Annotated in this window: 19 protein-coding genes; 7 read left to right on the top strand and 12 right to left on the bottom strand. The window is 65.1% G+C overall.

Translation table 11 applies throughout. The features are described from left to right. Position 1: 1 nt before the first annotated feature. From ACFOKJ_RS15630 to ACFOKJ_RS15610, 5 genes are all read right to left on the bottom strand, one after another. On the bottom strand, positions 2-889 hold the full coding sequence (locus ACFOKJ_RS15630) for an ABC transporter permease (protein ID WP_390281295.1): 888 nt from the start codon (positions 887-889) through the stop codon (positions 2-4). Continuing rightward, positions 882-1,973, bottom strand: a complete 1,092-nt coding sequence (locus tag ACFOKJ_RS15625; RefSeq protein WP_390281292.1) for an ABC transporter ATP-binding protein — start codon at positions 1,971-1,973, stop codon at positions 882-884. The genes ACFOKJ_RS15630 and ACFOKJ_RS15625 overlap by 8 nt, the downstream gene beginning before the upstream one ends. An 83-nt stretch (positions 1,974-2,056) precedes the next feature. Beyond that, positions 2,057-2,233, bottom strand: a complete 177-nt coding sequence (locus tag ACFOKJ_RS15620; protein ID WP_390281290.1) for a hypothetical protein — start codon at positions 2,231-2,233, stop codon at positions 2,057-2,059. A 185-nt stretch (positions 2,234-2,418) separates the two neighbouring features. Next, positions 2,419-3,462, bottom strand: a complete 1,044-nt coding sequence (locus ACFOKJ_RS15615) for an AraC family transcriptional regulator (RefSeq protein ID WP_390281288.1) — start codon at positions 3,460-3,462, stop codon at positions 2,419-2,421. Positions 3,463-3,566: 104 nt separating this feature from the next. Continuing rightward, positions 3,567-6,581, bottom strand: a complete 3,015-nt coding sequence (locus ACFOKJ_RS15610; RefSeq protein WP_390281286.1) for a sensor domain-containing protein — start codon at positions 6,579-6,581, stop codon at positions 3,567-3,569. A gap of 27 nt (positions 6,582-6,608) precedes the next feature. Between ACFOKJ_RS15610 and yedA the strand changes: the two genes are divergently transcribed. The 7 genes from yedA to gap all read left to right on the top strand — a co-directional run bounded on the left by yedA (position 6,609) and on the right by gap (position 17,198). After that, entirely contained in the window at positions 6,609-7,481 is an 873-nt protein-coding gene (gene yedA, locus ACFOKJ_RS15605; RefSeq protein WP_390281284.1) for a drug/metabolite exporter YedA, read from the top strand. 538 nt (positions 7,482-8,019) lie between these two features. Further along, positions 8,020-8,754, top strand: coding sequence for a GntR family transcriptional regulator (locus tag ACFOKJ_RS15600; RefSeq protein WP_189375157.1), 735 nt, complete (start codon positions 8,020-8,022; stop codon positions 8,752-8,754). Continuing rightward, the gene (gene nagA / locus ACFOKJ_RS15595) at positions 8,751-9,866 is read left to right on the top strand and encodes an N-acetylglucosamine-6-phosphate deacetylase (protein WP_390281282.1); all 1,116 of its coding nucleotides are present in this window, start codon (positions 8,751-8,753) and stop codon (positions 9,864-9,866) included. Before ACFOKJ_RS15600 ends, nagA begins: the two co-directional genes overlap by 4 nt. Next, complete coding sequence (locus tag ACFOKJ_RS15590; RefSeq protein WP_390281320.1) at positions 9,859-10,869, top strand: SIS domain-containing protein; 1,011 nt, start codon at positions 9,859-9,861, stop codon at positions 10,867-10,869. Before nagA ends, ACFOKJ_RS15590 begins: the two co-directional genes overlap by 8 nt. A 168-nt stretch (positions 10,870-11,037) precedes the next feature. Continuing rightward, positions 11,038-13,554, top strand: coding sequence for a phosphoenolpyruvate--protein phosphotransferase (gene ptsP, locus ACFOKJ_RS15585; RefSeq protein ID WP_390281280.1), 2,517 nt, complete (start codon positions 11,038-11,040; stop codon positions 13,552-13,554). A gap of 166 nt (positions 13,555-13,720) precedes the next feature. Continuing rightward, positions 13,721-15,364: an N-acetylglucosamine-specific PTS transporter subunit IIBC gene (gene nagE, locus ACFOKJ_RS15580; protein ID WP_390281277.1), complete on the top strand. Its 1,644-nt coding sequence runs from the start codon at positions 13,721-13,723 to the stop codon at positions 15,362-15,364. 823 nt (positions 15,365-16,187) lie between these two features. After that, complete coding sequence (gene gap, locus ACFOKJ_RS15575) at positions 16,188-17,198, top strand: type I glyceraldehyde-3-phosphate dehydrogenase (RefSeq protein ID WP_390281275.1); 1,011 nt, start codon at positions 16,188-16,190, stop codon at positions 17,196-17,198. Between the two features lie 751 nt (positions 17,199-17,949). Here gap and ACFOKJ_RS15570 read toward each other — a convergent pair. The 7 genes from ACFOKJ_RS15570 to tatB all read right to left on the bottom strand — a co-directional run bounded on the left by ACFOKJ_RS15570 (position 17,950) and on the right by tatB (position 24,725). Continuing rightward, entirely contained in the window at positions 17,950-18,393 is a 444-nt protein-coding gene (locus ACFOKJ_RS15570; protein WP_390281273.1) for an Lrp/AsnC family transcriptional regulator, read from the bottom strand. 355 nt (positions 18,394-18,748) lie between these two features. Then, positions 18,749-19,345: a response regulator transcription factor gene (locus ACFOKJ_RS15565; RefSeq protein ID WP_390281271.1), complete on the bottom strand. Its 597-nt coding sequence runs from the start codon at positions 19,343-19,345 to the stop codon at positions 18,749-18,751. Positions 19,346-19,347: 2 nt separating this feature from the next. Beyond that, entirely contained in the window at positions 19,348-20,724 is a 1,377-nt protein-coding gene (locus ACFOKJ_RS15560; RefSeq protein ID WP_390281269.1) for an HlyD family type I secretion periplasmic adaptor subunit, read from the bottom strand. Then, positions 20,721-22,892 carry a type I secretion system permease/ATPase gene (locus tag ACFOKJ_RS15555; protein ID WP_390281267.1) on the bottom strand — a complete coding sequence of 724 codons (2,172 nt, stop codon included), beginning with the start codon at positions 22,890-22,892 and terminating at the stop codon, positions 20,721-20,723. Before ACFOKJ_RS15555 ends, ACFOKJ_RS15560 begins: the two co-directional genes overlap by 4 nt. Positions 22,893-23,158: 266 nt before the next feature. Beyond that, positions 23,159-23,512, bottom strand: coding sequence for a DUF2069 domain-containing protein (locus ACFOKJ_RS15550; protein ID WP_390281265.1), 354 nt, complete (start codon positions 23,510-23,512; stop codon positions 23,159-23,161). After that, entirely contained in the window at positions 23,505-24,239 is a 735-nt protein-coding gene (tatC, locus tag ACFOKJ_RS15545) for a twin-arginine translocase subunit TatC (RefSeq protein WP_390281263.1), read from the bottom strand. Before tatC ends, ACFOKJ_RS15550 begins: the two co-directional genes overlap by 8 nt. Further along, entirely contained in the window at positions 24,240-24,725 is a 486-nt protein-coding gene (gene tatB, locus ACFOKJ_RS15540) for a Sec-independent protein translocase protein TatB (protein ID WP_390281261.1), read from the bottom strand. Positions 24,726-24,728: the final 3 nt, after the last annotated feature.

Below are 24,728 nucleotides of genomic sequence, written 5' to 3'. Positions count from 1 at the left end.
GTCACTCTCCTGGCGGGCGCTGGAAGCGCCGGGTGTAGATCAGCATGCTCACCAGCACCAGCGCCAGCAGCATGAAGGACAGCGCGGCGCCGAACGGCCAGTTGCGGGCGGTGCCGAACTGGTTCTGCACCAGGTTGCCGATCATCAGGCTCTTGCCGCCGCCCAGCAGCTCGGGGATGTAATACGAGCCGATGGCGGGGATGAACACCATCAGGCAGCCGGCGACGATGCCCGGCATGGCCAGCGGCAGGATCACCCGCCGCAGCGCCTGCCAGCGGTTGGCGCCCAGGTCGAAGGCCGCCTCCACCAGGCGCCAGTCCAGCTTTTCCAGACTGGTGTAGATCGGCAGGATCATGAACGGCAGGAAGGAATACACGAAGCCGATGGCCACGGCGCTGGGGGTGTAGAGGATGTCCAGCGCGCCGCTGCCCAGGCCCAGCGAAGACAGCGCGCTGTCGATCAGGCCGCTGTTGCGCAACAACAGGATCCAGGCGTAGGTGCGCACCAGCAGGTTGGTCCAGAACGGAATCGACACCAGCAGGATCAGCCGCTGGCGGGTTTTTTCGTCTTTCAGCGCGATGTACAGCGCCACCGGAAAGCCGATCAGCAGCGTCACCACGGTAGCGAAACCGGCCAGCAGGAAGGAGCGCAGGAAAATCTGCAGGTAATCGGTATTCAGCAGCAGGCTGTCGTCCAGATCGCGCTCGTACAGAAACTGCACATAGGCATCCAGGCTCCAGTCGTGCCAGCGCACGCCGCCGTAAGTGTCCGGCTGCAGCACCGACATCCATGCCATCAGCAGCATGGGCAGCAGCATGAACACCAGCAGCGTGAGCGTGGTGGGGGCCAGCAGCAAGGTTTGCCGCAGCCGGGCGCGGGCATCAGCCATGGCTTGCCTCCTGCAGCAGATGGAAGGCGCCGGGTTGCGCGGTCAAGCACACCCGGTCGCCCACGTCGGCCAGCCGGCTGGCGCCCAGGCTGTTGGTGTTGCGCACGCGGCAGGGTTGGCCGTCGGCCAGCTGCACCGTGTACACCGTGTCCACGCCGCGGTACACCACCTCGGACACCACGCCCTGCAAGCCTGTGCCGTCAGCACCATTGGCGGCCAACTGCAGCCGCTCCGGGCGCACCGCCACTGCCGCCACGCCATCGCCCTGGCGATCCAGCACGCTGGCCGGCAGGCTGCCGGCGGCGCCGAAGTGCAGCTGCTCGGCGGCAATATGGCCGCTGAGGAACGAGGTCTCGCCGATGAAATCGGCCACGAAGCGGTTGGCCGGGCGGTCGTAGATCGCCTCCGGGCTGCCGATCTGCTGCACCTTGCCCGCCGACAGCACCGCGATGCGGTCGGACATGGTCAGCGCTTCTTCCTGGTCGTGGGTGACGAACACGAAGGTGATGCCGGTCTCGCGCTGCAGGCGCTTGAGCTCCACCTGCATCTCCTTGCGCAGCTTCAGGTCCAGCGCCGACAGCGACTCGTCCAGCAGCAGCACCCTGGGCTGCGGCGCCAGTGCGCGCGCCAGCGCCACCCGCTGCTGCTGGCCGCCGGACAGCTGGTGCGGGCGACGCTTGGCGAAGCCCTCCAGCTTCACCAGCCGCAGCATGCTGTCCACGCGCGGGGCGATGTCGGCTTTGGCCACGCCGCGCATTTCCAGGCCGAAGGCGATGTTCTCGGCCACCGTCAGGTGCGGGAACAGCGCATAGCTCTGAAACACGGTGTTCACCGGCCGCTGGAACGGCAGCTTGCCGGTGAGCGACTCGCCATACAGGCGGATGTCGCCGCCGCTGGGGTCCTCGAAGCCGGCGATCATGCGCAGCAGCGTGGTCTTGCCACAGCCGGACGGCCCCAGCAGGGTAAAGAATTCGTTCTCGCTAATGCTGATGGACACGGCGTCCAGCGCCAGTACGGCGTGGTCGCTGTCGCCAAAGCGCTTGATCACCTGGTCGATTTCAATGGCTGCACGGTCTGCGGGCATGCGTAATCCTCCTGTGCCGGGCATAGGAAAGCGGAATCGGAATAGCTGGGGTTGGCCGCAAACAGCGACCGGGGAAATGAACGTCAGCCCGCGTTCAGCACTGGCGGCGAACGCAGAACAACAGGGCTGGAGGGCTGGAGAGCCGCAGCCACGGCTGTCGGCTGCGAATGCATGCTGATGATGGATGCGACGGATTGCGTGCGCTGCCGCAAGGCAGGGGTGAGCAGTAGCGTGCCGGTTGCCACACAGGTCTGGATCATGGCAGTTCCTCCTCTTGGTCGTGGCGGATCATGCACTGCCGTACAGTCGCATGCGACTGCATGGAGGCAGGCAAGCCTTGCGCTGTCCGTCTTGCTTTTTTCTTACATTCTGCCTGCAGGATCACCCTTGCATGACAGGGGGTAAGCGGCCAACAAAGGGATAATTCCGGCCAAGTTCTATCGCCCTAGCGGCGCAGTTCCGAAGGTCGCCGGCCGGTCCAGCGGGTAAAGGCATGGCGGAAACTGGCGGGCTCGGCAAAGCCCAGTTGCTCGGCGATCTGCCCGATGCTCAGCTGGCTGTGCTGCAACAGCTGCAGCGCCTGCTGCTGCCTTGCCTCGTCCAGCAGCGCCTGGAATGTCGTGCCGGAAGCCGCCAGCTTGCGCCGCAGCGTGCGTTCGGACATATGCAGCACGGCGGTAAGCTCGCTCATGCAGGCAAAGCGCGCCGGGTCGGTTTGCAGCAGCCGCTGCACCCGCGCCACCAGCGCCGTGCCCTGGCTGGCCAGCCACTGGCTCTGCAGCCGTTCGCATTGTTCCTGCGCCATGTGAAAGCTCACCGCGTCCGCCAGCGGCTGCGGCCGGTCCAGCCACTTGGCCGGAAACAGCAGCGCGTCCTCGCTGCAGGAAAACAGGCCCTGCTGGCCGAAAATCTGCGGATACAGCGCGGCATGGGCCGGCTCGGCAAAGCGCATGTGCACGGCGGTGGGCGGCCAGCACACGCCCATGCAGTCACAGACGATGCTCCACATCGACGACAGGCACATTTCGACATTGAAGCGATACAGATCCGGCTGGCAGGCGTAATCCCGCGCCAGCAGCCGCGCCTGGCGGCCATCCTCCTCCACCGCCAGGCGGAAATAGCTGCCCAGCAGCAGGGGAAAGCGGATGGCGGTTTCCAGCGCCACGCGCACCGTGGGGCTGACCAGCATGGTGTAGCCGAGGATGCCGTAGCTGGAAATATGCATCGCCTTGCCCAGGCGCAAGCCAAGCGACTCGTCACCGGACAGGCGGCGGGCATTGTCGAAGATGCGCAGCTCCTGGTGCAGGCTGATCAGCCGTGCCGGCTCCTGCAGCCGCTGCGGCGGAATGCCGCTGCCGGCCAGCAGTGCCTCCACCGCCACGCCGCGTTCAGCCAGCAGCCTGGCGGTGGCTACCACGCCATGCAGCGATACCGGGCGATGGGCAAGCGGAAACGCCGGGCGGGAGGAGGACTCTGGCTGCGCGTGCATGACTGGGCGATGGCATGGAAGACGACGGCAGACTGTAGCGCGCGCCGCAGCTGATTGCACGCCGCTGGCCGGATATATCCCTGCCGCGTGGCGCGGCCGCCACGCTAGCCGTGGCGCGGCATGGTGTCTTCCGCCAGCAGCAGCTGCTCGAACTGTGCCGCGGGAATGGCAGCAGCAAACAGGTAGCCCTGGCCAAAGTCACAGCCGGCAGCCTGCAGCCACTGCAGGTGCGCCGGCTGCTCGATGCCCTCGGCCACCACGCACATGCCCAGCCGGTGTGCCATCACGATAATCGCCTCGCACAGCGCGCGGTCGCTGTCGTCGGCCTCCAGATGGCGCACGAAGGACTGGTCGATCTTCAGGTAGTCGATGGCGAATTTTTTCAGGTAGGACAACGACGAGTAACCGGTGCCGAAGTCATCCAGCGACACGCGAATGCCGAAGGCGCGCAGTGCGGCCAACTGGGTGCTGACCTGTTCACGGTTGTCCAGCAGCAGGCGCTCGGTGATTTCCAGCACCAGGCTGTCGCCGGGCAAGCCGTGCCGCGCCAGCAGCGCCGGCCAGTGCTGCAGCCGGCCATCATCGGCAAAGAACTGGATCGGCGACACATTGACGCTGATGCGCAGCTGCGGCCGCAGCTGCCGCCAGTGCTGCAGCTGCTGGCACACCTGCTGGCACACCCAGTCGCCCAGCGCCACGATCAGGCCGCTGTCTTCCGCCAGCGGGATGAATTCCGCCGGGCTGATCCAGCCGCGCTCCGGGTGCTGCCAGCGCAGCAGCGCCTCGGCCCCGCTGATATGGCCGCCGTCCAGCGCCAGCACCGGCTGGTAGTACACCTCGAACTGCTGCTCCGCCAGCGCCTGGCGCAAGTCCTTGCCCAGCCGCACCCTGGCCTGCGCCGCCAGCTGCATCGACGGGGTAAAGAAGCAGCTGCGGTTGCGGCCCTGTGCCTTGGCCGCATACATCGCCTGATCGGCATTCTTGAGCAGAGCATCCAGCTCCTGGCAGTCATCCGGAAAAATGGTGATGCCGATGCTGGTGGACACATACACCACGTCGTCGCCCAGCTGGTATGGCGCCCCCAGCTCCTGCAGGATGCGCTCCGCCAGCTCGCCGGCCTGCTGCGCATGGTCCAGCCGGCTGATGATCACCGTGAACTCGTCGCCCCCCAGCCGCGCCACGCTATCCACATGCCGCACACAGGCCTGCAGCCGGTGGGCAGCCAGCTGCAGCAGCTGGTCACCGGCGCGGTGGCCCAGGGTGTCATTGACTTCCTTGAAGTGATCCAGGTCCAGCAGCAGCAGCGCCAGCTGGTCGCCATCGCGCTGGCAGTGCGCCACTTCCTGCGCCAGCCGGTTCTGCAGCATGTAGCGGTTGGGCAGGCCGGTGAGCTGGTCGAAGTTGGCCTGCTGCCAGATCAGCGCGGCGTCCTTCTTTTTCTGGGTGATGTCGCGGCAGGTGGCCAGGATGTGGCGCTCGGCCCCCAGTTCCACCACGGTCAGCTGCAGCTCGGCATCGAACTGGCTGCCATCCGGCCGCATGAAGCGCCATTCGCACTGCCACAGCCCCTGCTCCAGGGTTTTCTGCAGGTAATGGCTGGCCAGCGCCTGCGAGTCATGCCCGTCCGGCTGCAGCGGCGGCGACAGCTCGCATGGCGTGCGCTGCAACAGCTGCGACACCTCGCAGCCGAACAGCCGCGCCGCCACCGGGTTGATGTCGACCACCACATCCCCGTGCAATACCAGGATGGCGTCGGCCGAGGCGGCAAACAGCGCGCGGTAGCGCTGCTCGCTTTCCTGCAGTGCGCTTTCGGCCCGCAGCTGGGCGCTCATGTCGATATCCAGGCAGAACAGCATCAGCTGATCGCCGGTATTCACCACCGTGTGGCTGGAATGCACGTCCACCAGGTGGCCGTCCTTGTGCAGCAGCCGCAGATGGGCGGCCGGCACCCCCTGCTGATGCTCGAACATCCAGCGCACATCCTGCCGCACCAGCTCGCGCGCCGGCGGCGGGATGATCAGCTCGTACAGCGAGCGCCCCAGCGCCTCCTGCGGGCTGTAGCCATACAGCAGGCTGGCCGCATGGTTCCAGTACAGCACGGTGCCATCCGGCGCATAGCCCTGGATAGCCAGCGCATCGACATTCTCGAAAATGGCGCGAAAGCGCGCCTCGCTGGCACGCAGCGCCTGCTCGGCCTGCTTGCGGATGGTGATATCGCTGAGACTGCCCACCATGCGCTTGGGCAGGCCATGCGGATTGCGCTCCACCACATCGCCACGGTCCATCACCCACACCGTGCGGCCATCGTCGCGGCAGATGCGGTACTCGCTGTAATACGGCGCCTCGCCGCGCTGGCAGCTATCCAGCAGCGACTGCACCGCCGGCAGGTCCTGCGCATGCACCCGCCCCACGAACTCGTCCAGCGGGTGCGCCTCGCGGCCAATGGCAATGCCGGTGATTTCGCTCCAGCGGCAGTTGTGCTGCAGGATGCCGCTGGCGATATCCCAGTCCCACACCCCTTCGCCGGTGGCCTGCATCACATAGCGCAGCGTGCGCTCGCGCTCCGCCAGCTGCTGCTGTACCGAGTGCAGATCGGTAATGTCACGGCCAATGCCCAGTACCCCCACCAGCTGCCGGCCACTGTACAGCGGCGTCTTGATCACCTGCAGCAGGCGGCGGTGGCCATCGTGGGCAAAGGTGATCCATTCATCGTTCACCAGCGCGCGACCGTGGTGCATTGCCAGCAGGTCGCGGGCGCGGAAGAAATCGGCCAGGTCGTGATCCACCAGGTCGGCATCGCGCTTGCCGATGATGTCCGCGGCCCCCCAGCCGAACATATTGGCGAAGGCCTGATTGCAATACTGGTATACCCCGTGCTGGTCCTTCAGCCACACCGGGTCGGGAAGATGCTGCAGCAGGCGGTGCAGCCAGCTGGCATCGGCAATCGGGAACAAGATATCGGCGTCGGGCATGGTGGCGGCGGCGGCTCGGGTATTGGCGGACAACATTTCCAGCATAGGAATCCGTACCGGCAATTGCCATTTATCGATTCCGATAGCCGACTTCCAGAACAGCGTTTTCAAGCCCAGGCCCTTGCCCTGGCTGGCGGCAGCGGGCATTGTGCCAGCATTGCCAAGGTATCCGTCATGACTCTCAGCCGTCACCAGCTCAAGCTGCTCGCTTCCTTTCTCGCCCTGTACCTGATCTGGGGCTCCACCTATTTCGCCATCAGCGTGGGCGTGGCCGACTGGCCGCCGTTCCTGATGGCCGGCGTGCGCTTCGTGCTGGCCGGTGCGCTGATGTACGGCTACCTGCGCTGGCGCGGTGCGGCCAACCCCACGCTGGCCGAGCTCAAGGGCGCCACCATCCTCGGGGTGCTGATGCCGGCCATCGGCAACGGTTTCGTTACTCTGGCGCAAAAGGAAGTGTCGTCCGGCGTGGCCGCGCTGGTGGTGGCCACCGTGCCGCTGTTTGCCATCCTGTTCGCACGGCTGTTCGGCCACAAACCGCGGCGCATGGACCTGGCCGGCGTGCTGCTGGGCATTGCCGGCATCGTGGTGCTGAACATGGGCGCCAACCTGCAGGCCTCACCGGCCGGCGCCGCCGCGCTGCTGTTCGCCAGTGCAGGCTGGGCGCTGGGCTCGGCCTGGAGCCGGCATCTCACCCAGCCCAAGGGGCTGATGTCCAGCGCCATGATGATGCTCAGCGGCGGCATCGTACTGCTGCTGGGCAGCGTCATCAGCGGCGAACAGCTGGCCGCCATGCCTGGCTGGCACGGCTGGCTGGCCATGCTGTACCTGGCCATCTTCGGCTCGCTGATCGCCTACACCGCCTATATGTTCCTGCTGCAGCACGTCAGCGCCGCTGCCGCCACCAGCTATGCCTACGTCAATCCGGTGATCGCGGTGCTGCTGGGAGTGGGCCTGCTTGGTGAGCACATCGGCCCGGCCGAGCTGCTGTCGATGACCATCATCCTGGCCGGCGTGGTGCTGATCGGCTGGAAGAAGACGCCGCGCTAGCGCCTGTTGCCACTGCTTGTCTTGCCGAACCGCCCTGCTGGGCGGTTTTTTGTTGCGTACGAGCTGGCGCGGTAGCCCGGATAAGCCGCAGGCGCATCCGGGACCGGCATACCCACTTTTTCCCCGGATGCGCTGCGCTTATCCGGGCTACGTACTACCTACTTGTGTTGTTGGCGGAACGCCCCTGCGGGGCTTCCGCCCTACCCCTCATTACCCGTCAGGCTGTTTTCCCCAGCCCATGCGGCCAACTTTTCCCCCTGCGTTTACTCCCTGTGTTGCTTTTTTGATACCTGCTTAATACCAGTTGCCATGCGTCCACAATGCCCCGCAGCGCCAGCACTGGCGCGGCCCGGCATTTTTCTGTGCTTTTCCACGTCCTGAATGCTGCGTTGCAACCTTGCCAATCATTGCAACTGGTCTACAACTGGTATTGACGTGGTTGGGTAGTGGTATTAATTTTGCGGCAACACAGCGGTTGGGACGGCAGGCAGCCAGCACGTAAACTGATGCCTTTCCAAGACCACTTGAGGATTTCGCCATGGATGAACGCTGGCAGGCACTGAAACCGGACGAGGCGCAGAGCACGCCGTTGTACCTGCAGTTCGCCCGCAAGCTGGCCGACGCCATCAACGCCGGCTGGTGGCTGGCCGACGAGGCGCTGCCGTCGGAGCGCACCTTCTCCGACGAGCTGGGTATCTCACGCGTTACCGCCCGCAAGGCGCTGGATGTGCTGCTGGAGCAGGGGTTGATTCGCCGCCGCCATGGTTCCGGCACCTTCATCACCCCGCGGCTGGAGCAACCGCTGTCGCGGCTGACCAGCTTCACCGAGATGCTGAAGCAGAAGGGTTTTGAACCGTCGTCGGTATGGCTGGAGCGCAGCATCGCCACGCCCACGCACGACGAGGTGATCAAGCTGGGGCTGTCGCCCACCGCGCAAGTGGTACGGCTCAAGCGCCAGCGGCTGGCGGACGGCGTGGTGATGGCCATCGAGCAGAGCACGCTGCCACTGGCCTACCTGCCGGACCCGCAGGCGGTGGGCAGCTCGCTGTATGCCTTCCTGGATGCTGCCGGCCACCCGGTGGTGCGCGCGCTGCAGCACATCCGCGCGGTGAACGCCGGGCCGGACATTGCCGCCAGCGCCGGCATCAAGCAGGGCGAGGCGATGCTGTTGATGACGCGTATCGGCTACACCGCCGACAACGTGGCGATAGAACTGACCGACACCTGGTGTCGCAATGATTACTACGACTTTGTGGCAGAGCTGAGACGATGAACACACGGGTACTGCAGGGACGCATGCTGACCACCGCCGGCTGGCTGGATGGCGAGCTGCATCTGGACGACAACGGCCGCATCGCCGCCATCGACGGCCGCCTGGCCGCAGGCGGCACGCCGGCACGCTACCTGCTGCCCGGTTTCATCGACCTGCACGTACACGGCGGCGGCGGGGTGGACATCATGGAAGCGGGCCTTGCGGCCAACCATGTAGCCTGCACCCACGCCCGCTTTGGCACCACTTCGCTGCTGGCCACCACCATGACCGCGCCGCGCGCCGAACTCTCCCGCGTGCTGATGGCGCTGGGCCAGCTGGCCGGCGAGCGCGCCGCCGGCAGTGCCCGCATTCTGGGTGTGCACCTGGAAGGCCCCTACATCAACCCCGGTAAGCTCGGCGCCCAGCCGGACGACGCCGTGGCCGCGGTGATGGCCGAAATCGACTACTACCGCAGCCTGGCGCCGCTGAAGGTGCTGACACTGGCGCCGGAGATCGCCGGCCACCACGAAGTGATCCGCCGCCTGAGCGACGACGGCATCCGCGTGCAGCTGGGCCACACCCTGGGCAGTTACGAAGACGGCGTGGCCGCGCTGCAGCAAGGCGCCAGCGGCTTTACCCACCTGTTCAACGCCATGACCGCGCTGCACCACCGCGAGCCGGGCATGGTGGGCGCCGCGCTGGCGCACGCCGAATACGCCGAGCTGATCCCCGACTTGCTGCACGTGCACCCGGGGGCGATGCACGCCGCACTGCGCGCCATTCCGCGCCTCTACTGCGTAACCGATTCCACCGCCGCCGCCGGCATGCCGGACGGCGAATACAAGCTGGGCTCCCACACCGTGACCAAGTGCATGGGCGGGGTGCGCCTGGCCGACGGCACCCTGGCCGGCAGCACCCTGACCATGGATCAGGCGCTGCGCAACCTGGTGCAGATCGGCCTGCCGCTGGCGCAGGCCAGCAACCGCTTGTCGCTGTACCCGGCCGATTACCTGGGCGTGGCCGACCGCGGCCGCCTGGAAACCGGCGCCTGGGCCGACATCGTGGTGATGGATTCCGACCTGTTTGTGCAACACGTGTACGTAGAAGGAGAGTGCCTTGAGCCTGATGCTTGATGAAGCCCTGTTTGCCGCCGAAGCGGTAGCCGCCCAACACATGTACGCCGACGAAGGGCTGGCGCTGCTGGGGCGCGAACTGGCCAAGGCACAGCCGCAGCTGGCGCTGACCGTGGCCCGTGGCAGCTCGGACCATGCGGCCAACTATTTCGCCTACCTGGCGATGCAGCGCACCGGCACCCCGGTGGTATCGCTGCCGATGTCGCTTATCACCCTGCACCACGCGCCGCTGGCGGTGCGCGGGCAGCTGGCGGTGGCGCTGTCGCAGTCCGGCCGCAGCCCGGACCTGGTGGACACCATGGCGGCGCTGTCCAAAGCCGGCGCCCGTACCGTGGCGCTGGTGAACCAGCCAGATTCGCCGCTGGCCGCCGCCTGCGAATGGTCGCTGCCCCTGTGCGCCGGCGCGGAAAAGAGCGTGGCCGCCACCAAGAGCTACATCGCCTCGCTGTCCGCCGTCGCCCGCCTGGTGGCGCACTGGCAGCGCGACGCCGCCCTGCTTGCGGCGCTGGAGGCTCTGCCGCAGGCGCTGCAGGAAGCCACCCGCCAGGACTGGTCACCGGCCATCGACGTGCTGCACGGCGCTGAACGCATCATGGTGGTGGGCCGTGGCCTGGGCTTCGCCGTGGCGCTGGAGGCGGCGCTGAAATTCAAGGAGACCTGCGCCATCCAGGCGGAGGCGTTCTCCGGCGCCGAGATCAAGCACGGCCCGATGGCACTGATCGACGACGGCTACCCGCTGCTGATCTTCGCGCCGCGCGGCCCGGAACAGGCCGGCCTGATTGCGCTGGCGGAGGAGATGCGCGGCCGTGGCGCCCGCGTGCTGCTGGCGGCGCCGGCGGACGTGGCCAGCCGCGACCTGAGCCTGGCCGTGGCCGGTGACGAAGCGCTGGACCCGCTGCTGGCGATCCAGAGCTTCTACCTGATGGCGGCGCGCCTGTCCGAGGCGCGCGGGCTGAACCCGGATGAACCGCGACACCTGAACAAGGTGACCTGCACGCTGTAAACAGGGTGGTCTGCCCGGGTGATTCCCTCTCCTGCCCGGGCCGCCAGCTCGACCGAACAAGCCTTACCAAGCACTTAAACGACCGCGGTCCACCGTGGCGATACAACACATGCTGCGCGCCCGGCGGGGAAAGCTGCGCGCGCAACACGGTACAGAGAAAGGCGTCACATGACTGCAACCATTACCCTGCGCGCGCCCTTGTCCGGCGTGGTGCTGCCGCTGAGCCAGGTGCCGGACCCGGTATTCGCCGGCGGCATGATGGGCCAGGGCCTGGCCATCGAGCCGCTGTCCTCTACCCTGCTGGCGCCGTGCGACGGCGAGATCAGCCAAGTATCTTCTACCGGCCATGCGGTGGCGCTGCGTGCGGCCAACGGTGCCGAGCTGCTGCTGCACATCGGCATCGACACCGTGAAACTGGGCGGCCAGGGCTTTGCCCCGCGCGTTGCCGTGGGCGACCGCGTGGCTTGCGGCCAGCTGCTGGTGGATATCGACATCGACAGCGTGGCGCAGCGCGCGCCGTCGCTGATTACCGTGCTGGTGGTAACCAATAGCGACGACATGCAGCTGGGTACGCCAGCGCACGGGGTGGTGCAGGCCGGCAGCAGCGTGTTGCTGGATATCCGCGCCTTGGGCGTAGCCGCTGAAGCTACTACCGCCAGCGGCAACAGCCATCATGCTCAGGCGGTGGTGGCGCACGAAGGCGGCCTGCATGCCCGTCCGGCGGCGCTGTTGCAGCACACCGCGCGGCGCTTTGCAGCGCAAATCGAAATCGGCTTTGGCGGCAAGCATGCCAGCGCCCGCAGCGTGGTTGGCATCATGGGGCTGGGTGTGGGCGAAGGCGATAGCGTTACGGTGCACGCCAGCGGCGCCGATGCCGAAACGGCACTGGCTGCCATGTTGGCCGCACTGCAAACCCGCAGCGAAGCCGGCCATGCCGTTGCCACGGTTCCTGAAACCACCATCGCCACCCGCAACGACGGCAAGCTGGGTGGTATCTGCGCCGCACCTGGGCTGGCTGTCGGCCAGCTGGTGCTGCTGGCAGAGCAGGACCGCGCGGTGCCGGAGCGCGGCGCCGGCGTGGAAGCCGAACTTACCGCGCTGCACGGCGCACTGGCGCAGGTGCGCGGTGATATCGAGGCCGACATTGCGCTGGCCGGCCAGCGCGGCGCCCGCGCCGAGAGCGAGATCTTCGGCGCACACCTGGCGTTGCTGGACGACCCGGAACTGAACCTGGCCGCCGAGCGTTTCATCGTCGATGGCCGTAGTGCCGCCCACGCCTACCGCAGCGCCATCCGTACCCAGAGCGAAGTACTGCTGGGCCTCGGCAATGCCTTGCTGGCCGAGCGCGTGGCCGACCTGAAAGACCTGGAGCGCCGCGTGCTGGACGTGCTGCTGGGCAGCGATCCAGCCAGCGAAGGCGCGCCGCAGTTGCCGGCACAGGCCATCGTGGTGGCCGACGACCTGACCCCGTCGCAACTCACCCGCCTGCCGCGCGCGCAGGTGGCCGGCGTGGTGCTGGCCCGTGGCGGCGCCAGCAACCACGTGGCGATCCTGGCGCGCGCGCTGGGCATTCCGGCGCTGGTGGCCTGTGGCCCGGCGGCACTGCAGCTGCCGGCCGGTGCCGAGGCGGTGCTGGATGCCGGCGAAGGCTGGCTGGAGGCGCAGCCGGATGCTGACGCCGTGGCGCTGGCGCGGCAGCAGATCGCCGCCCACGCAGCGCGTCGCCTGGCGCTGCGCGAGCAATCCGCCGGCCGCGCCTTGACCCGCGACGGCGTGCATATCGAAGTGGCAGCCAATGTGGTGAACGCCGCCGAAACCCGCGACGCAGTGCTGCACGGCGCCGACGGCGTGGGCCTGCTGCGCACCGAATTCCTGTTTACCGAACGCACTGACGCGCCAGGCAGCGAGGAGCAGCGTGCCGCCTGCCAGGCGGTGCTGGATGCGCTGGAAGACCGCCCGGCCATCATCCGCACCCTGGATGCCGGCGGCGACAAGGACGTGCCCTACCTGCCGCTGCCGGCCGAGGAAAACCCGGCGCTGGGGCTGCGCGGCATCCGCACCAGCCTGGCGATGCCGGAAGTGCTGGACGCGCAGCTCACCGCGCTGCTGCAGCTCAAGCCGCTGTCGCGCCTGCGCATTCTGCTGCCGATGGTGACCGACGTGGCCGACCTGCTGCGGGTACGCGAGCGCATCGAGGCACTGGCCAGCCAGCTGGGCCTGAGCGAGCGGCCGCAGCTGGGGGTGATGATCGAGGTGCCGTCGGCGGCACTGTTGGCCGCACAGCTGGCCGAGCATGCCGACTTCCTCTCCATCGGCACCAATGACCTTACCCAGTACACGCTGGCGATGGACCGCTGCCACCCGGCGCTGGCCGCGCGGCAGGACGCGCTGCACCCGGCAGTGCTGCGGCTGATCGCGCTGACCGTGCACGGCGCCCGCCAGCACGGCCGCTGGGTGGGGGTGTGCGGCGCGGTGGCCTCCGACCCGCAGGCCACCGCCGCACTGGTGGGCCTGGGCGTGACCGAGCTGTCGGTAAGCCCGGCGCTGGTGCCGGAGATCAAGCACCGCGTGCGGCAGCTGGATGCCGCCGCCTGCCAGGAACTGGCGCTGACACTGCAGCAGCAGCGCTCCGCCACCGAGGTCCGCGCGCTGCTGGCCGCTGCGGCCAACGTTGTAGCGCAGTGAGAACCTTCACGATCTGCAGCGCTTTGGCGCAACAAGACGGTGCCACCGCGATATCGCCGCCGTGCCGCAGATCGTAAGCAGAACCCTGTCGTAGCGCACGGCGGGGGAATAGCGGCAGCTGCCAGCGGCAGCGGCCCACACACAGAGAGTGATGAGGGAGAAACAAGTGACTACATCTAGCAAGTTTGCCGGCATCCAGCAGCTGGGCCGCGCCCTGATGCTGCCGATTGCCGTGCTGCCGGTGGCTGGCCTGCTGCTGCGCCTGGGGCAGCCCGATCTGTTGGGCATCGCGGTGATGGCGCAGGCGGGGGATGCCATCTTCGGCAACCTGGCGCTGCTGTTCGCCATCGGCGTGGCGGTGGGGTTCGCCAAGGACAACAACGGGGCGTCTGGTCTCGCCGGTGCCATCGGCTACCTGGTGCTGACCTCGGTGCTGAAGGTGATCGACGCCAAGATCAATATGGGCGTGCTGGCCGGCATCACCGCCGGCATCAGTGCCGGCCTCTTGTACAACCGCTACAAGGACATCGCGCTGCCGTCCTACCTGGCGTTCTTCGGTGGCCGCCGCTTCGTGCCCATCGCCACCGGCTTTGCCATGCTGCTGGCCGGCGTGGTGCTGGGCTATGTGTGGCCGCCGGTGCAGCAGGGCATCGATGCGGTGGGGCACTGGATCATCGGCGCCGGCGAGTTCGGCCTGTTCATCTACGGCGTGCTCAACCGCGTGCTGATCGTCACCGGTCTGCACCACATCATCAACACCTTTGCCTGGTTCCAGCTGGGTGACTTCACCGACGCCGCCGGCAAGCTGGTGCACGGCGACCTCACCCGCTTCTTTGCCGGCGACAAGAGCGCGGGCATGTTCATGTCCGGTTTCTTCCCGGTGATGATGTTCGGCCTGCCGGCTGCCTGCCTGGCGATGTACCGTGCCGCACGCCCGGAAAACAAGGCCGCGGTGGGCGGTGTGCTGCTGTCGATGGCGCTTACCGCCGCACTGACCGGCGTCACCGAGCCGGTGGAGTTCGCCTTCATGTTCCTGGCGCCGGCGCTGTACGCCATCCACGCCGTGCTCACCGGCATCTCCATGGCGCTGATGCACTCGCTGGGCGTGCACCTGGGCTTCGGCTTCTCCGCCGGCCTGTTCGACTACGTGCTGAACTTCGGCATTGCACAGAAACCGCTGCTGCTGGTGCCGGTGGGCATTGCCTACTTCGCGGTGTACTACGGCCTGTTCAGCTTCTTCATCAAGAAATTCAACCTGATGACTCTGGGCCGTGAGGAAGCCGTAGCCGGCGCCGCGCCGGCAGTGGCCACCGGCAGCATCGGTGGCCGTGCCGGTGGCTTCATCAGCGCGCTGGGCGGTGCGGCCAACCTCAAAAACGTGGATGCCTGCACCACCCGCCTGCGCCTGCAGGTGGTGGACAACAGCAAGGTGGACGAGGCGGAGCTGAAGGCGCTGGGCTCGCGCGGCCTGATCAAGCCGGCCGCCGGCAGCGTGCAGGTGGTACTGGGGCCGGAAGCCGAACTGGTGGCCGACCAGATCCGCGACGCGCTGCAGCACGGTGTGGCTGCAGCCAGTGCCACTGGCGACCGCCAGCAATGGTTGGCCGCACTGGGTGGCGAAGCCAACCTGCGCGGGGTCTCGGTGGTAGCTGGCAGCCGCCTGCGGCTGGAGCTGGCCGACAGCGGCCGCATCGACGAAGCACAGCTGAAGGCGCTGGGTGCCAGCGGCGTGATGACGCTGCCGGGCAACCTGCTGCACGTGGTGGTGGCCGGCGACGTGGCACTGACCGCCCAGCTGCTGCAGGCCTGATCGACAAGCATTTCCTCCCAAGCCCGCCCCCCGGCGGGGCTGGCGGCGGCAAGGCAGCAATGCCTGCCGCCGCTTTTTTTGTGCTGCGTGCGGCCAGCCTTACTCTGCGGATCGCGCATTCGTAGCCCGGATAAGCCGCAGGCGCATCCGGGACCGGCATACCCACTGTTTCCCCGGATGCGCTGCGCTTATCCGGGCTACGGCCTGGCAGCCAAGCCAGGCTGCAGCCAACGTTGTGTAGCGCCCGATTGCCCTACGGGGAGCGCCGGTCAAAATGGTATTCGCCAGGTTTTAAGACGGCAGCTGAGCCGTTTGACGTTAGCAAACGGCGAATTGCCGGCGCCTGGCGAATGCCGTTTTGGCCGGGGTTTCGCGGACCATTAGGGCGAGCGGGGTTGCCAGGGGGCGGCGGTACGCCCCCTGGCCCGTCCGCCGGGCGGAACCGGCGACTTCAATCATCATCCGCGAAGCGGATACTGCCGCCGCTTTTTATGTGCGGCGTACGGCTAGCCTTACTCTGTGGATCACGCATTCGTAACCCGGATAAGCCGTAGGCGCATCCGGGACCGGCATACCCACTGTTTCCCCGGATGCGCTTCGCTTATCCGGGCTACGGGTGACATTGCAAACGCGCTGGTATCGATACCAGGCAAGCAACAAATTATTCCTGCACCAGCATGACGCTTTGCTACGGTGAAAGTGTTGGTAGTGCACACACTACAGCCATGAAAACCGTTGAGTACAAGCGCGAATGGGTCAACGATGGTCGCACAGCTGGCGTGCAGCAGGCACGCAGAGATCACCCGCAAACAAGGAGACAGACATGGCACTGAAACTGGCCATCAACGGGTACGGCCGCATCGGTCGCATGGTATTGCGCGCCTGGCAGGAACGTTTTGCCGACAAGGATATTGAAATCGTTGCCATCAACGACCTGGGCAACCCGGAGCTGCACGAGCATCTGACCAAATACGATTCCATCCACGGCCCCTTCCCCGGCACCGTGGCGCTGCAAGGCGACAAGCTGGTGGTGAACGGCAAGGCCATCCAGCTGCTGTCGGTACGCAACCCGGCCGAGCTGCCGTGGGGCGAGATGGGCGTGGACATCGTGCTGGAATGTACCGGCATCTTCACCAAGCGCGACAAGGCTGGCCTGCATCTGCAAGCCGGCGCCAAGAAGGTGCTGATCTCCGCCCCGGCGGATGATGCCGACGCCACCATCGTGTTCGGCGTGAACGACAACACCCTGCGCAGCGACATGACCATCGTGTCCAACGCCTCTTGCACCACCAACTGCCTGTCGCCGCTGGTGAAGCCGCTGAACGATACCCTGGGCGTGGTGCACGGCCTGATGACTACCGTGCATTCCTACACCAATGACCAGGTGCTGCTGGATACCGAGCACAGCGACCTGCGCCGTGCCCGCTCCGCCGCACTGTCGATGATTCCGACCAAGACCGGCGCCGCCGCTGCGGTAGGCCTGGTACTGCCGGAGCTGAAAGGCAAGCTGGATGGCTTCGCCGTGCGCGTGCCCACTGCCAACGTATCGCTGGTGGATCTCACCTTTACCGCCGCGCGCGATACCAGCGTGGCCGAGGTGAACGAGATTGTGACCGCTGCGGCCAACGGCGCGCTGAAAGGTGTGCTGGCGGTGAACACCCTGCCGCTGGTATCTATCGACTTCATGCACAACCCGGCCTCCAGCGTGTTCGATTCCACGCTGACCCGCGTGATCGACGGCCGCCAGGTGAAGGTGCTGTCCTGGTACGACAACGAATGGGGCTTCTCCAACCGCATGCTGGATACCGCCCAGGCCTGGGCTGCGGCCAAGTAATTACCCTGCCGGCGTGGCCAAGGCTGGCGCCGGTAGTAATGGTTTCATACCGGTAGCCGTGTGGAGACGGCTGCCTTGCTCTTTAGTTCTTCCGGGCACCTCGAAAAACGCCCGCTTTCGTCGCGATACTGCGTTGCTCACGAAAAATTTCGCCTTACATATCACGCATATGCTGCGTCGAAATTTTTCGCTCGCGCCTTGTCTCGCTTAGAAACCAGGGTTTTTCGCGGCACCCTTTCTGTTGCTTCTTTTGTGCATAGACCCGCTCGCCTGCCCCGCAAGGGCAGGCATTTTTTTGTAGATACCGTCTTGGTGGTCAAGCCACCATGGCGTTCAGCCGTTCGGGTGGAGCGTTGGCCGCAAGCTGGCGGATCACCCTCCGGGCATTCACTTTACGCTTGCGCCTCCGTCAATGCGCCCCCGGTAGCCCGGATAAGCCGCAGGCGCATCCGGGGCCAGGTTTGGCAATGTGATCCCCGGATGCGCTGCGCTTATCCGGGCTACGAAAGCGCCACGGCAGTCGTAGGGAGGGCAAAGCGTAGCGTGCCAACCACCGCAACCTTGTCGGCGGGCTCGGCCCAGGCCTGTGCCCAAGCTACGCGCGTGAAGCACCAAAAAAATGGCGCTCACTCGCTGGAGTGAACGCCATTCGTGCAGCAGCGGGGCGGCGGCATGCCGTGTAATTCGACTACAACGTGGCGAAAGCCCCTGGCAACAGCAGGGGCAGCCGATGTAGTGTGGCGATTACCTGCTAGTCGTCCTCGCGCAGTGCCGGAATGCGCGGCGGCACCGGCTGGTCTATCACCATCGAGGTCTTGGTATCGCCGTACTGCATCAGGCGGGCAATCACTTCCTGCAGCGTGCTCATGCTGTCCACCGCCACGCGTATCATCAGCCCGCTGCTGCCGGTAATCGAATCGCAGGCGATGATCTCCGGCATGGCTTTGAGCTTGTCCACCACGCCGTAGTATTCCAGGTTCTTCACCGTCAGCTCGATCACGCACTGAATCGGATAACCCAGCTTTTCGGGGTTGATGATTGCGCGGTAGCCACTTATCACGCCGCTTCGTTCCAGTTTTTCCACCCGATCTGCCACCGCCGGGGCAGAAAGGTTCACTCTACGAGCAAGTTCCGCAAAGCTCAAACGGCCATTTTCATGCAGTGCAACAAGGATTTTGCGGTCGAACTTGTCCATTCTTTCGATTCCAAAGTTTTACGGCCAAAAATAGATTGTATACAAACTACGAGGGATGAAAATCCTTCGATTGACTATTACCAGCCGCCATTATCGGCCGTAAAATTCGCCCCGTGTTGAAGCACTAGGGTCCGCGCCCGAAGCTTTGACTTCTGGATCTGTTGTGAGGGTGCTCATGTCCCTGGGCATCTTTGAACTGTTCTGGTGATCTCTTTGTCCCTGGTCTTTAAAAGTTGTTGGCGCCTGGCGCCGGCAGCTGACCTCTTCAGGCCTGTCCCTTACCGGACAGGCCGTTTTTTTTGTCCGGCAACGACAAAGGCCGGACATCTGCCCGGCCTTTGTTTCTGCGGCCAACTCAGGCCGAGAGCTTGAGCAGCAACTGCACGCGGTCCGGCACGCCCAGCTTGCCGAAGATGGCGGTGAGGTGCGCCTTTACCGTGCGCTCGGCAATGTCCATGTCGCGCGCGATCTGCTTGTTGCTCTTGCCGGCGCGCAGATGGTCCACCACTTCGCGCTCGCGCTCGGTCAGCTGTGCCAGGTGCGGGCTGTCCGCCTTGGCCACCTGGCCAAAACGGGTACACAGCTGCTGCATCAGGTGCACCCCGATCCAGATACCGCCGGAAGACACTACCGATGCCACCTGCCGCAGTGTCTCGGCCACGGCAAAGGCGTGCAGGTAACCGGCGGCCCCCATGCCCAGCCATTTCACCGCAGCGGCATCGGTGGGGGTACTGCTGAGCACCACCACCCGCACGCGCCCGAAATCACCGCGACACAGCCGCTGCACCAGGTCTTCGTCCTGGTTGTCCACATCCACCCATACCAGGCCGCCATCGCTGCGCGGCAGGACATCAGCCACGTCCCACAGCGTGGGGTGGCTATGGCAGGCGCCAACCGCGGACTGCAGGTGGTCGTGCAACGACGGACTGCTGCTGATCAGCAAGGTCTCCATGCTCAGCGCTCGCTCAGTGCTTGTGCCTTCGCCCGCAGTACCGGCTTAAGCAGGTAGTTCAATACACTCTTGTGGCCGGTAATGATGTCCACTTCCGCCACCATGCCGGGCTTGATCACCAGCTTCTTGTCGCTCAGGTGCGCGGAATCGGTCTTTACCTTCACCACGTAGAAAGTGTTGCCCTTGTCATCGGTAATCGAGTCGGCACCGATCTGGTCCAGCTTGCCCTTGAGGCCGCCATAGATGGTGGAATCATAGGCGGTGAAACGCACGAATACGTCCTGGCCGGGGCGCAGGAAGGCAATGTCGCGTGGCGAGATCTTGGCTTCGATCAGCAGGGTATCGTCCAGCGGCACGATTTCCATGATGTCGCGACCCGGCTGCACCACGCCACCCACGGTATTCACCAGCAGGCGCTTCACTTCCCCGCGCACCGGCGAGCGCACCTCGGTCAGGCGCACCTTGTCCTGCAGCGCGGCACTGCCGGCGCCCAGGGTACCCAGCTTGCCCATGGTTTCCGACAGCTCGGTACTGGCCTGGTTACGGAAGTTCAGTTCCACTTCCTGGATCTTGCGCGAGGCTTCGGCAATGGCGGACTGGATCTTGGGAATCTGCGCATTGGCCATGTCGCGTTCGCCACGATAGCGCGATACGTCGCGCTCCAGGCGCAGGATGTCCACTTCCGATACCGCGCCGGACTTCAGCAGCGGGCGGGTAACATTCAGCTCCTTCTGCGTCAGGTCCAGCCCCTGCTGCGCCTGGTCGCGGCGCGCACGCGCCTCGTTCAGCTCCTGGTTGCGCTGCGTCAGCTGCTGGCGGGCAATCGACAGGTTGGCATCCAGTTCCATCTGCTTGGAACGGTACAGGTCCATTTCCTGGCCGGCGATATCCGGTGCCTGCTCGGCAACACCCGGCGGCAGGGTGAAGGCCTTGCCCTCGGACAGTGCCCGCAGACGCGAGGCCTTGGCCTGCAAGGACAGCGACTGGGACTGGTTCTCGTTGAGCGAGGACACGAAACGGGTATTGTCCACCTGCAGCAGCAGCTGGTTGCGGTCAACCACGTCGCCTTCCTTCACCAGGATGCGCGATACCACACCGCCATCCAGGCTCTGCAGATGCTGGATCTGGCTGGTGGGCACCACCTTGCCCTCGCCCCTGGCCACTTCGTCCAGCGTGGCCAGTGCGGCCCAGATCAGCGCCACCACGATGAACAGGCCGATGGTCCACAGGAACAGGCGCGGCCGCTGCGGGTTTTGCTCCAGGATTGCCCATTCGGCATCGGCGGCGAAATCCTGGCGGTCGTGCAGATCCTCGGCCGATGACCAGTCGAGGATGCGCTGGAAGAATGTCTGCTTGTCTTTGTCTTGTGGCGTGGTCATGCGCGTGCCTTCCCGATACGGCCTTGTTGCAGTGCCTGAATCACTTCCGCTTTAGGGCCATCGGCCAGAATCTGCCCCTGGTCGATGACGATGATGCGATCCACCAGGTCCATCAGCGTGGTGTGGTGGGTAACCAGCACCAGGGTCTTGCCGGCGGTGATTTTCTCGAAGGTGCGTTTCATCGCCGCTTCGGTGGTGTGGTCCATATTGCTGGTGGGCTCATCCAGCAGCAGGATCGGCGGGGCGTTCAGCAGCGCGCGGGCAATGGTCACCGCCTTGCGCTGACCGCCGGACAGCGATTCGCCACGCTCGCCGATAATCATGTCGAAGCCTTCCGGATGGCTGTTGACGAACTCGGTCAACCCGGCCAGCTCGGCGGCGGCGTAGATACTGGCATCGTGCACGTGCGGCTGGCCCATGCTGATGTTCTGGCGCAGCGTGCCGTAGAACAGCACCGGGTCCTGTGCCACGTAACCGACGTTACGGCGCAATTCGGCCGGGTCGATCTGCTTCAGGTCGATGCCGTCGATGCGTACCGCGCCTTCCTGGGCCTGGTACAGGCCCATGATCAGCTTCTGGATGGTGCTCTTGCCGGAGCCTACCCGCCCCAGGATGCCCACCCGCTCGCCAGCCTTGATGCGGAACGAGACATTGCGCAGCGCGCCCATCGGGCTGTTGGGGTAGTTGAAGTTGACGCCGGAGAACTCGATATCGCCACGGAAGCTGGTGCGATGGAAGAACGCGGCCTCGCTCTCGCGCTCCACCGGCATCTTCATCAGCCCTTCCAGCGAAGTCAGCGACGACTTGGCATTGTTGAACTGGGTCATCAGCCCGGCTACCGCGCCCATCGGTGCAATGGCACGCGAGGCCAGCATGGTGCAGGCGATCAAGCCGCCCACCGAAGTCATGCCTTCCTTGATCAGGTACACGCCCACGATGATGATGCAGATCGACAGCATCTGCTGGATGAAGCCGGCAAAGTTCATGGTAATGGCCGACAGCAGCTTGAGGCGGCTGCCCACCTGGGCCAGGAACAGAGTGGCTTTTTCCCAGCGGCTCTGCAGTTCGCCTTCCGCCCCCAGGGTCTTGATGGTTTCCAGACCTACCAGGCTTTCCACCAGGTGCGCATTCCGCTGCGAAGAGGCGCGGAAGGTGGTTTCGGTCAGCTCCTGCATGCGCTCCTGTACCGCATAGGCCAGCAACAGCATCAGGCCGACGGCAATTACCGGCGGAATCACCATCCACGGCGAAATCCAGCCGATCACGAACAGGAACAGCAGCGCAAACGGCACATCCACCAGCGTGGTGATGGTGGCCGAGGCGATGAAGTCACGCACGGTTTCGAAGGCGCGCAGGTTGGCCGCAAAGGCGCCCACCGAAGTCGGACGTGCCTCCATGCGGATACCCAGCACCCGCTCCATGATCAGTGCCGACAGCATCACGTCCACGCGCTTGCTGGCCAGGTCGATCAGGTAGCCGCGGGTCAGCTTCATCAGGAAATCAAAGGCGAACAGCAACAGCACGCCCACCGCCAGTACCCACAGCGTTTCAAACGCCATGTTCGGCACCACCCGGTCGTACACGTTCATGGTGAACAGCGGCAGCGCCAGCGCGAATACGTTGATGAAAAAGGCGGCAATCAGCGCATCGCGGTACAACGGACGCCCCTGCAGGATGGCATGCCAGAACCAGTGCTGACTGCGTGCCTGCTGCAGCTCCGGCACCCGCTTGTCGAAGCGGAAGCGCGGCTTCACCGCGATGGCGAGGCCGCTGTAGCGCGACTCCAGCTCGGCCAGGGTCAGCACCTGCTCCGCCTCCGGCAACTCGGCCGGACTGATGTGGAAATTGCCTTTCTCATCGATGGCGCGCAGCAGGCAGGCATCATCGCCCTTCAGCAGCAACACCACCGGCAGCAGCGCCGGCGGCAGCATGTTCAGCGGGCGACGCAGCACGCGGGATGCCAGACCGGCGCGGCGGGCGGCACGCGCGAACATCGAGGGTGTCAGACGCTGGTTTTCCAGCGGAATGCCGGCCACCAGCGAATCCCGGGTGGTGGATATGCCATGCTCGCGGGTGAGCTGGAACAGGCAATCAAGCAAAGGGTCGAGGTGAGTGGCGTGTTGCGATATTACTGGCGGGCTTTCTTGTTGCACCTGATTGTTCATCATCACTATCTGCTTCCAGGTATTGGCGTGCGTGTTTTCATTATGGAAAGAAATATCGCGACGGCCATGCTAATGGCCGTTATCCATTATCAGGATGACATGCCAAACCTGCAATAGATGATTGATTGATATTAAACAAACACCTGTAGAATCAGCGCCAATTGTGAATAAACGTATATAGACGATACCAATCGCTACATCCGCATGCTGCCGCGCCCGCCAGGGCAGCCAACAAAAAACCCGGCGCTAGGCCGGGTTTGCTAGGTGACTCAGGGCTGCAACTGCCGCCGCCGCTCGCGTACGAACAGCACCACGCAACAGAAGTAGATAACCGTCAGCACCGCCTCGGCCTGCGCCAGGCTTTGCGCCAGCCCGCTATCGGCCCAGCCGCGCATCACGCCTTCGGCAAAATAGGCCAGGATGAACATGCTGGACCACTGGTAGGTATAGATGCGCTCGCGCAGGATGCCCATCAGCGGCAACAGCAGCAGCACCGACTTGATCACCAGCCAGGAACCGCCGGGGCGCAACGGCGCCAGCCACAGCTCCCAGGCCAGGCACAGCAGGATCAACACCACCAGGCTGAGCACCGCTCCCCAGTGAAACAGGCGAGACTTACTCATCGACTACCTCGGTTTTCTGCTGTTTGTTCACCAGCTGCGCCATCACGATGCCGGCTTCGTACAGCAGCCACAGCGGCACCGCCATCATCACCTGCGACAGCACATCCGGCGGGGTGACCACTGCCGCGATCACGAATGCCGCCACGATCATGTACGGGCGGCCCTCGCGCAGCTTGGCCAGGCTGACAATGCCCATACGGTTGAGCAACAGCACCACCACCGGCACTTCGAAAGTCACGCCGAAAGCCACGAACATGCCCAGCACAAAGGACAGGTATTTATCGATGTCGGTCATCATCGACACGCCATCCGGCGTTACCGCGCTCATGAAACCGAACACCACCGGGAACACGGCGAAATAGGCGAACAGCATGCCCACCATGAACAGCAGCACGCTGCTGATCACCAGCGGCAGCACCAGCTTTTTCTCGTGGTTGTACAGGCCGGGCGCGATGAATGCCCAGATCTGATACAGGGTATTGGGCAGCGACAGCACAAACGCCACCAGCATGGTGACCTTCACCGGCACGAAGAACGGTGCGGTGACATCGGTAGCGATCATGCTGGCGCCCTTGGGCAGCACATCCAGCAAGGGCTTGGCCATCAGGTGGTAGATATCGCCCGACCAGTGGAACAGCGCCAGAAAGGTGAGCAACAGGCCGGCAGCGATACGCACAAAGCGGGTGCGCAGCTCGATCAGGTGCGCAAGCAGGGGTTGTTGATCCATTTATGAGCGGTTGTCGGTAACGGGAGGGGCAGCTGCGGCTGGCGGGGCATCGAACAGGTCGAGCTGGCTATCATCCTTGCGGACAGGCTCGTCGCTATGGGGCGCAGCATCCTGGCCGGGTGGCGCAATGCTGTGCCCCTCGTCCGCCGCAGCCAGCAGGGCAGCAGGGTCGACGGCAGCAGCCTGCTGCTCGACTTGCTGCGCCTGTTGCTCGATCTGCTGCGCGACCTGGCGCACCTGCTCCACTTCGCCTTCCACCTGGCTGCGGAAGGAGTGGGCGGCATCACGCATCTCCTGCTGCAGCTCCTGCAGGCCAGCCAGCTGGCTTTGCTGCTGGATGTCGGATTTCACGCTGGCGACAAAGCGCTGCGCGCGGCCAACCAGGGCGCCAATGGTACGGGCGACGGCAGGCAGACGCTCGGGGCCGAGCACCACCAGTGCCACCGCGCCGATGATCAGCAGCTCGCCAAAGCTGATTTCAAACACGAT

The sequence above is a fragment of the Vogesella amnigena genome (assembly GCF_042648905.1).
Lineage (GTDB): Bacteria > Pseudomonadota > Gammaproteobacteria > Burkholderiales > Chromobacteriaceae > Vogesella > Vogesella amnigena.
The sequence above is the reverse complement of the archived record's forward strand: the minus strand, read 5'-3'. Positions and strand labels throughout refer to the sequence as shown.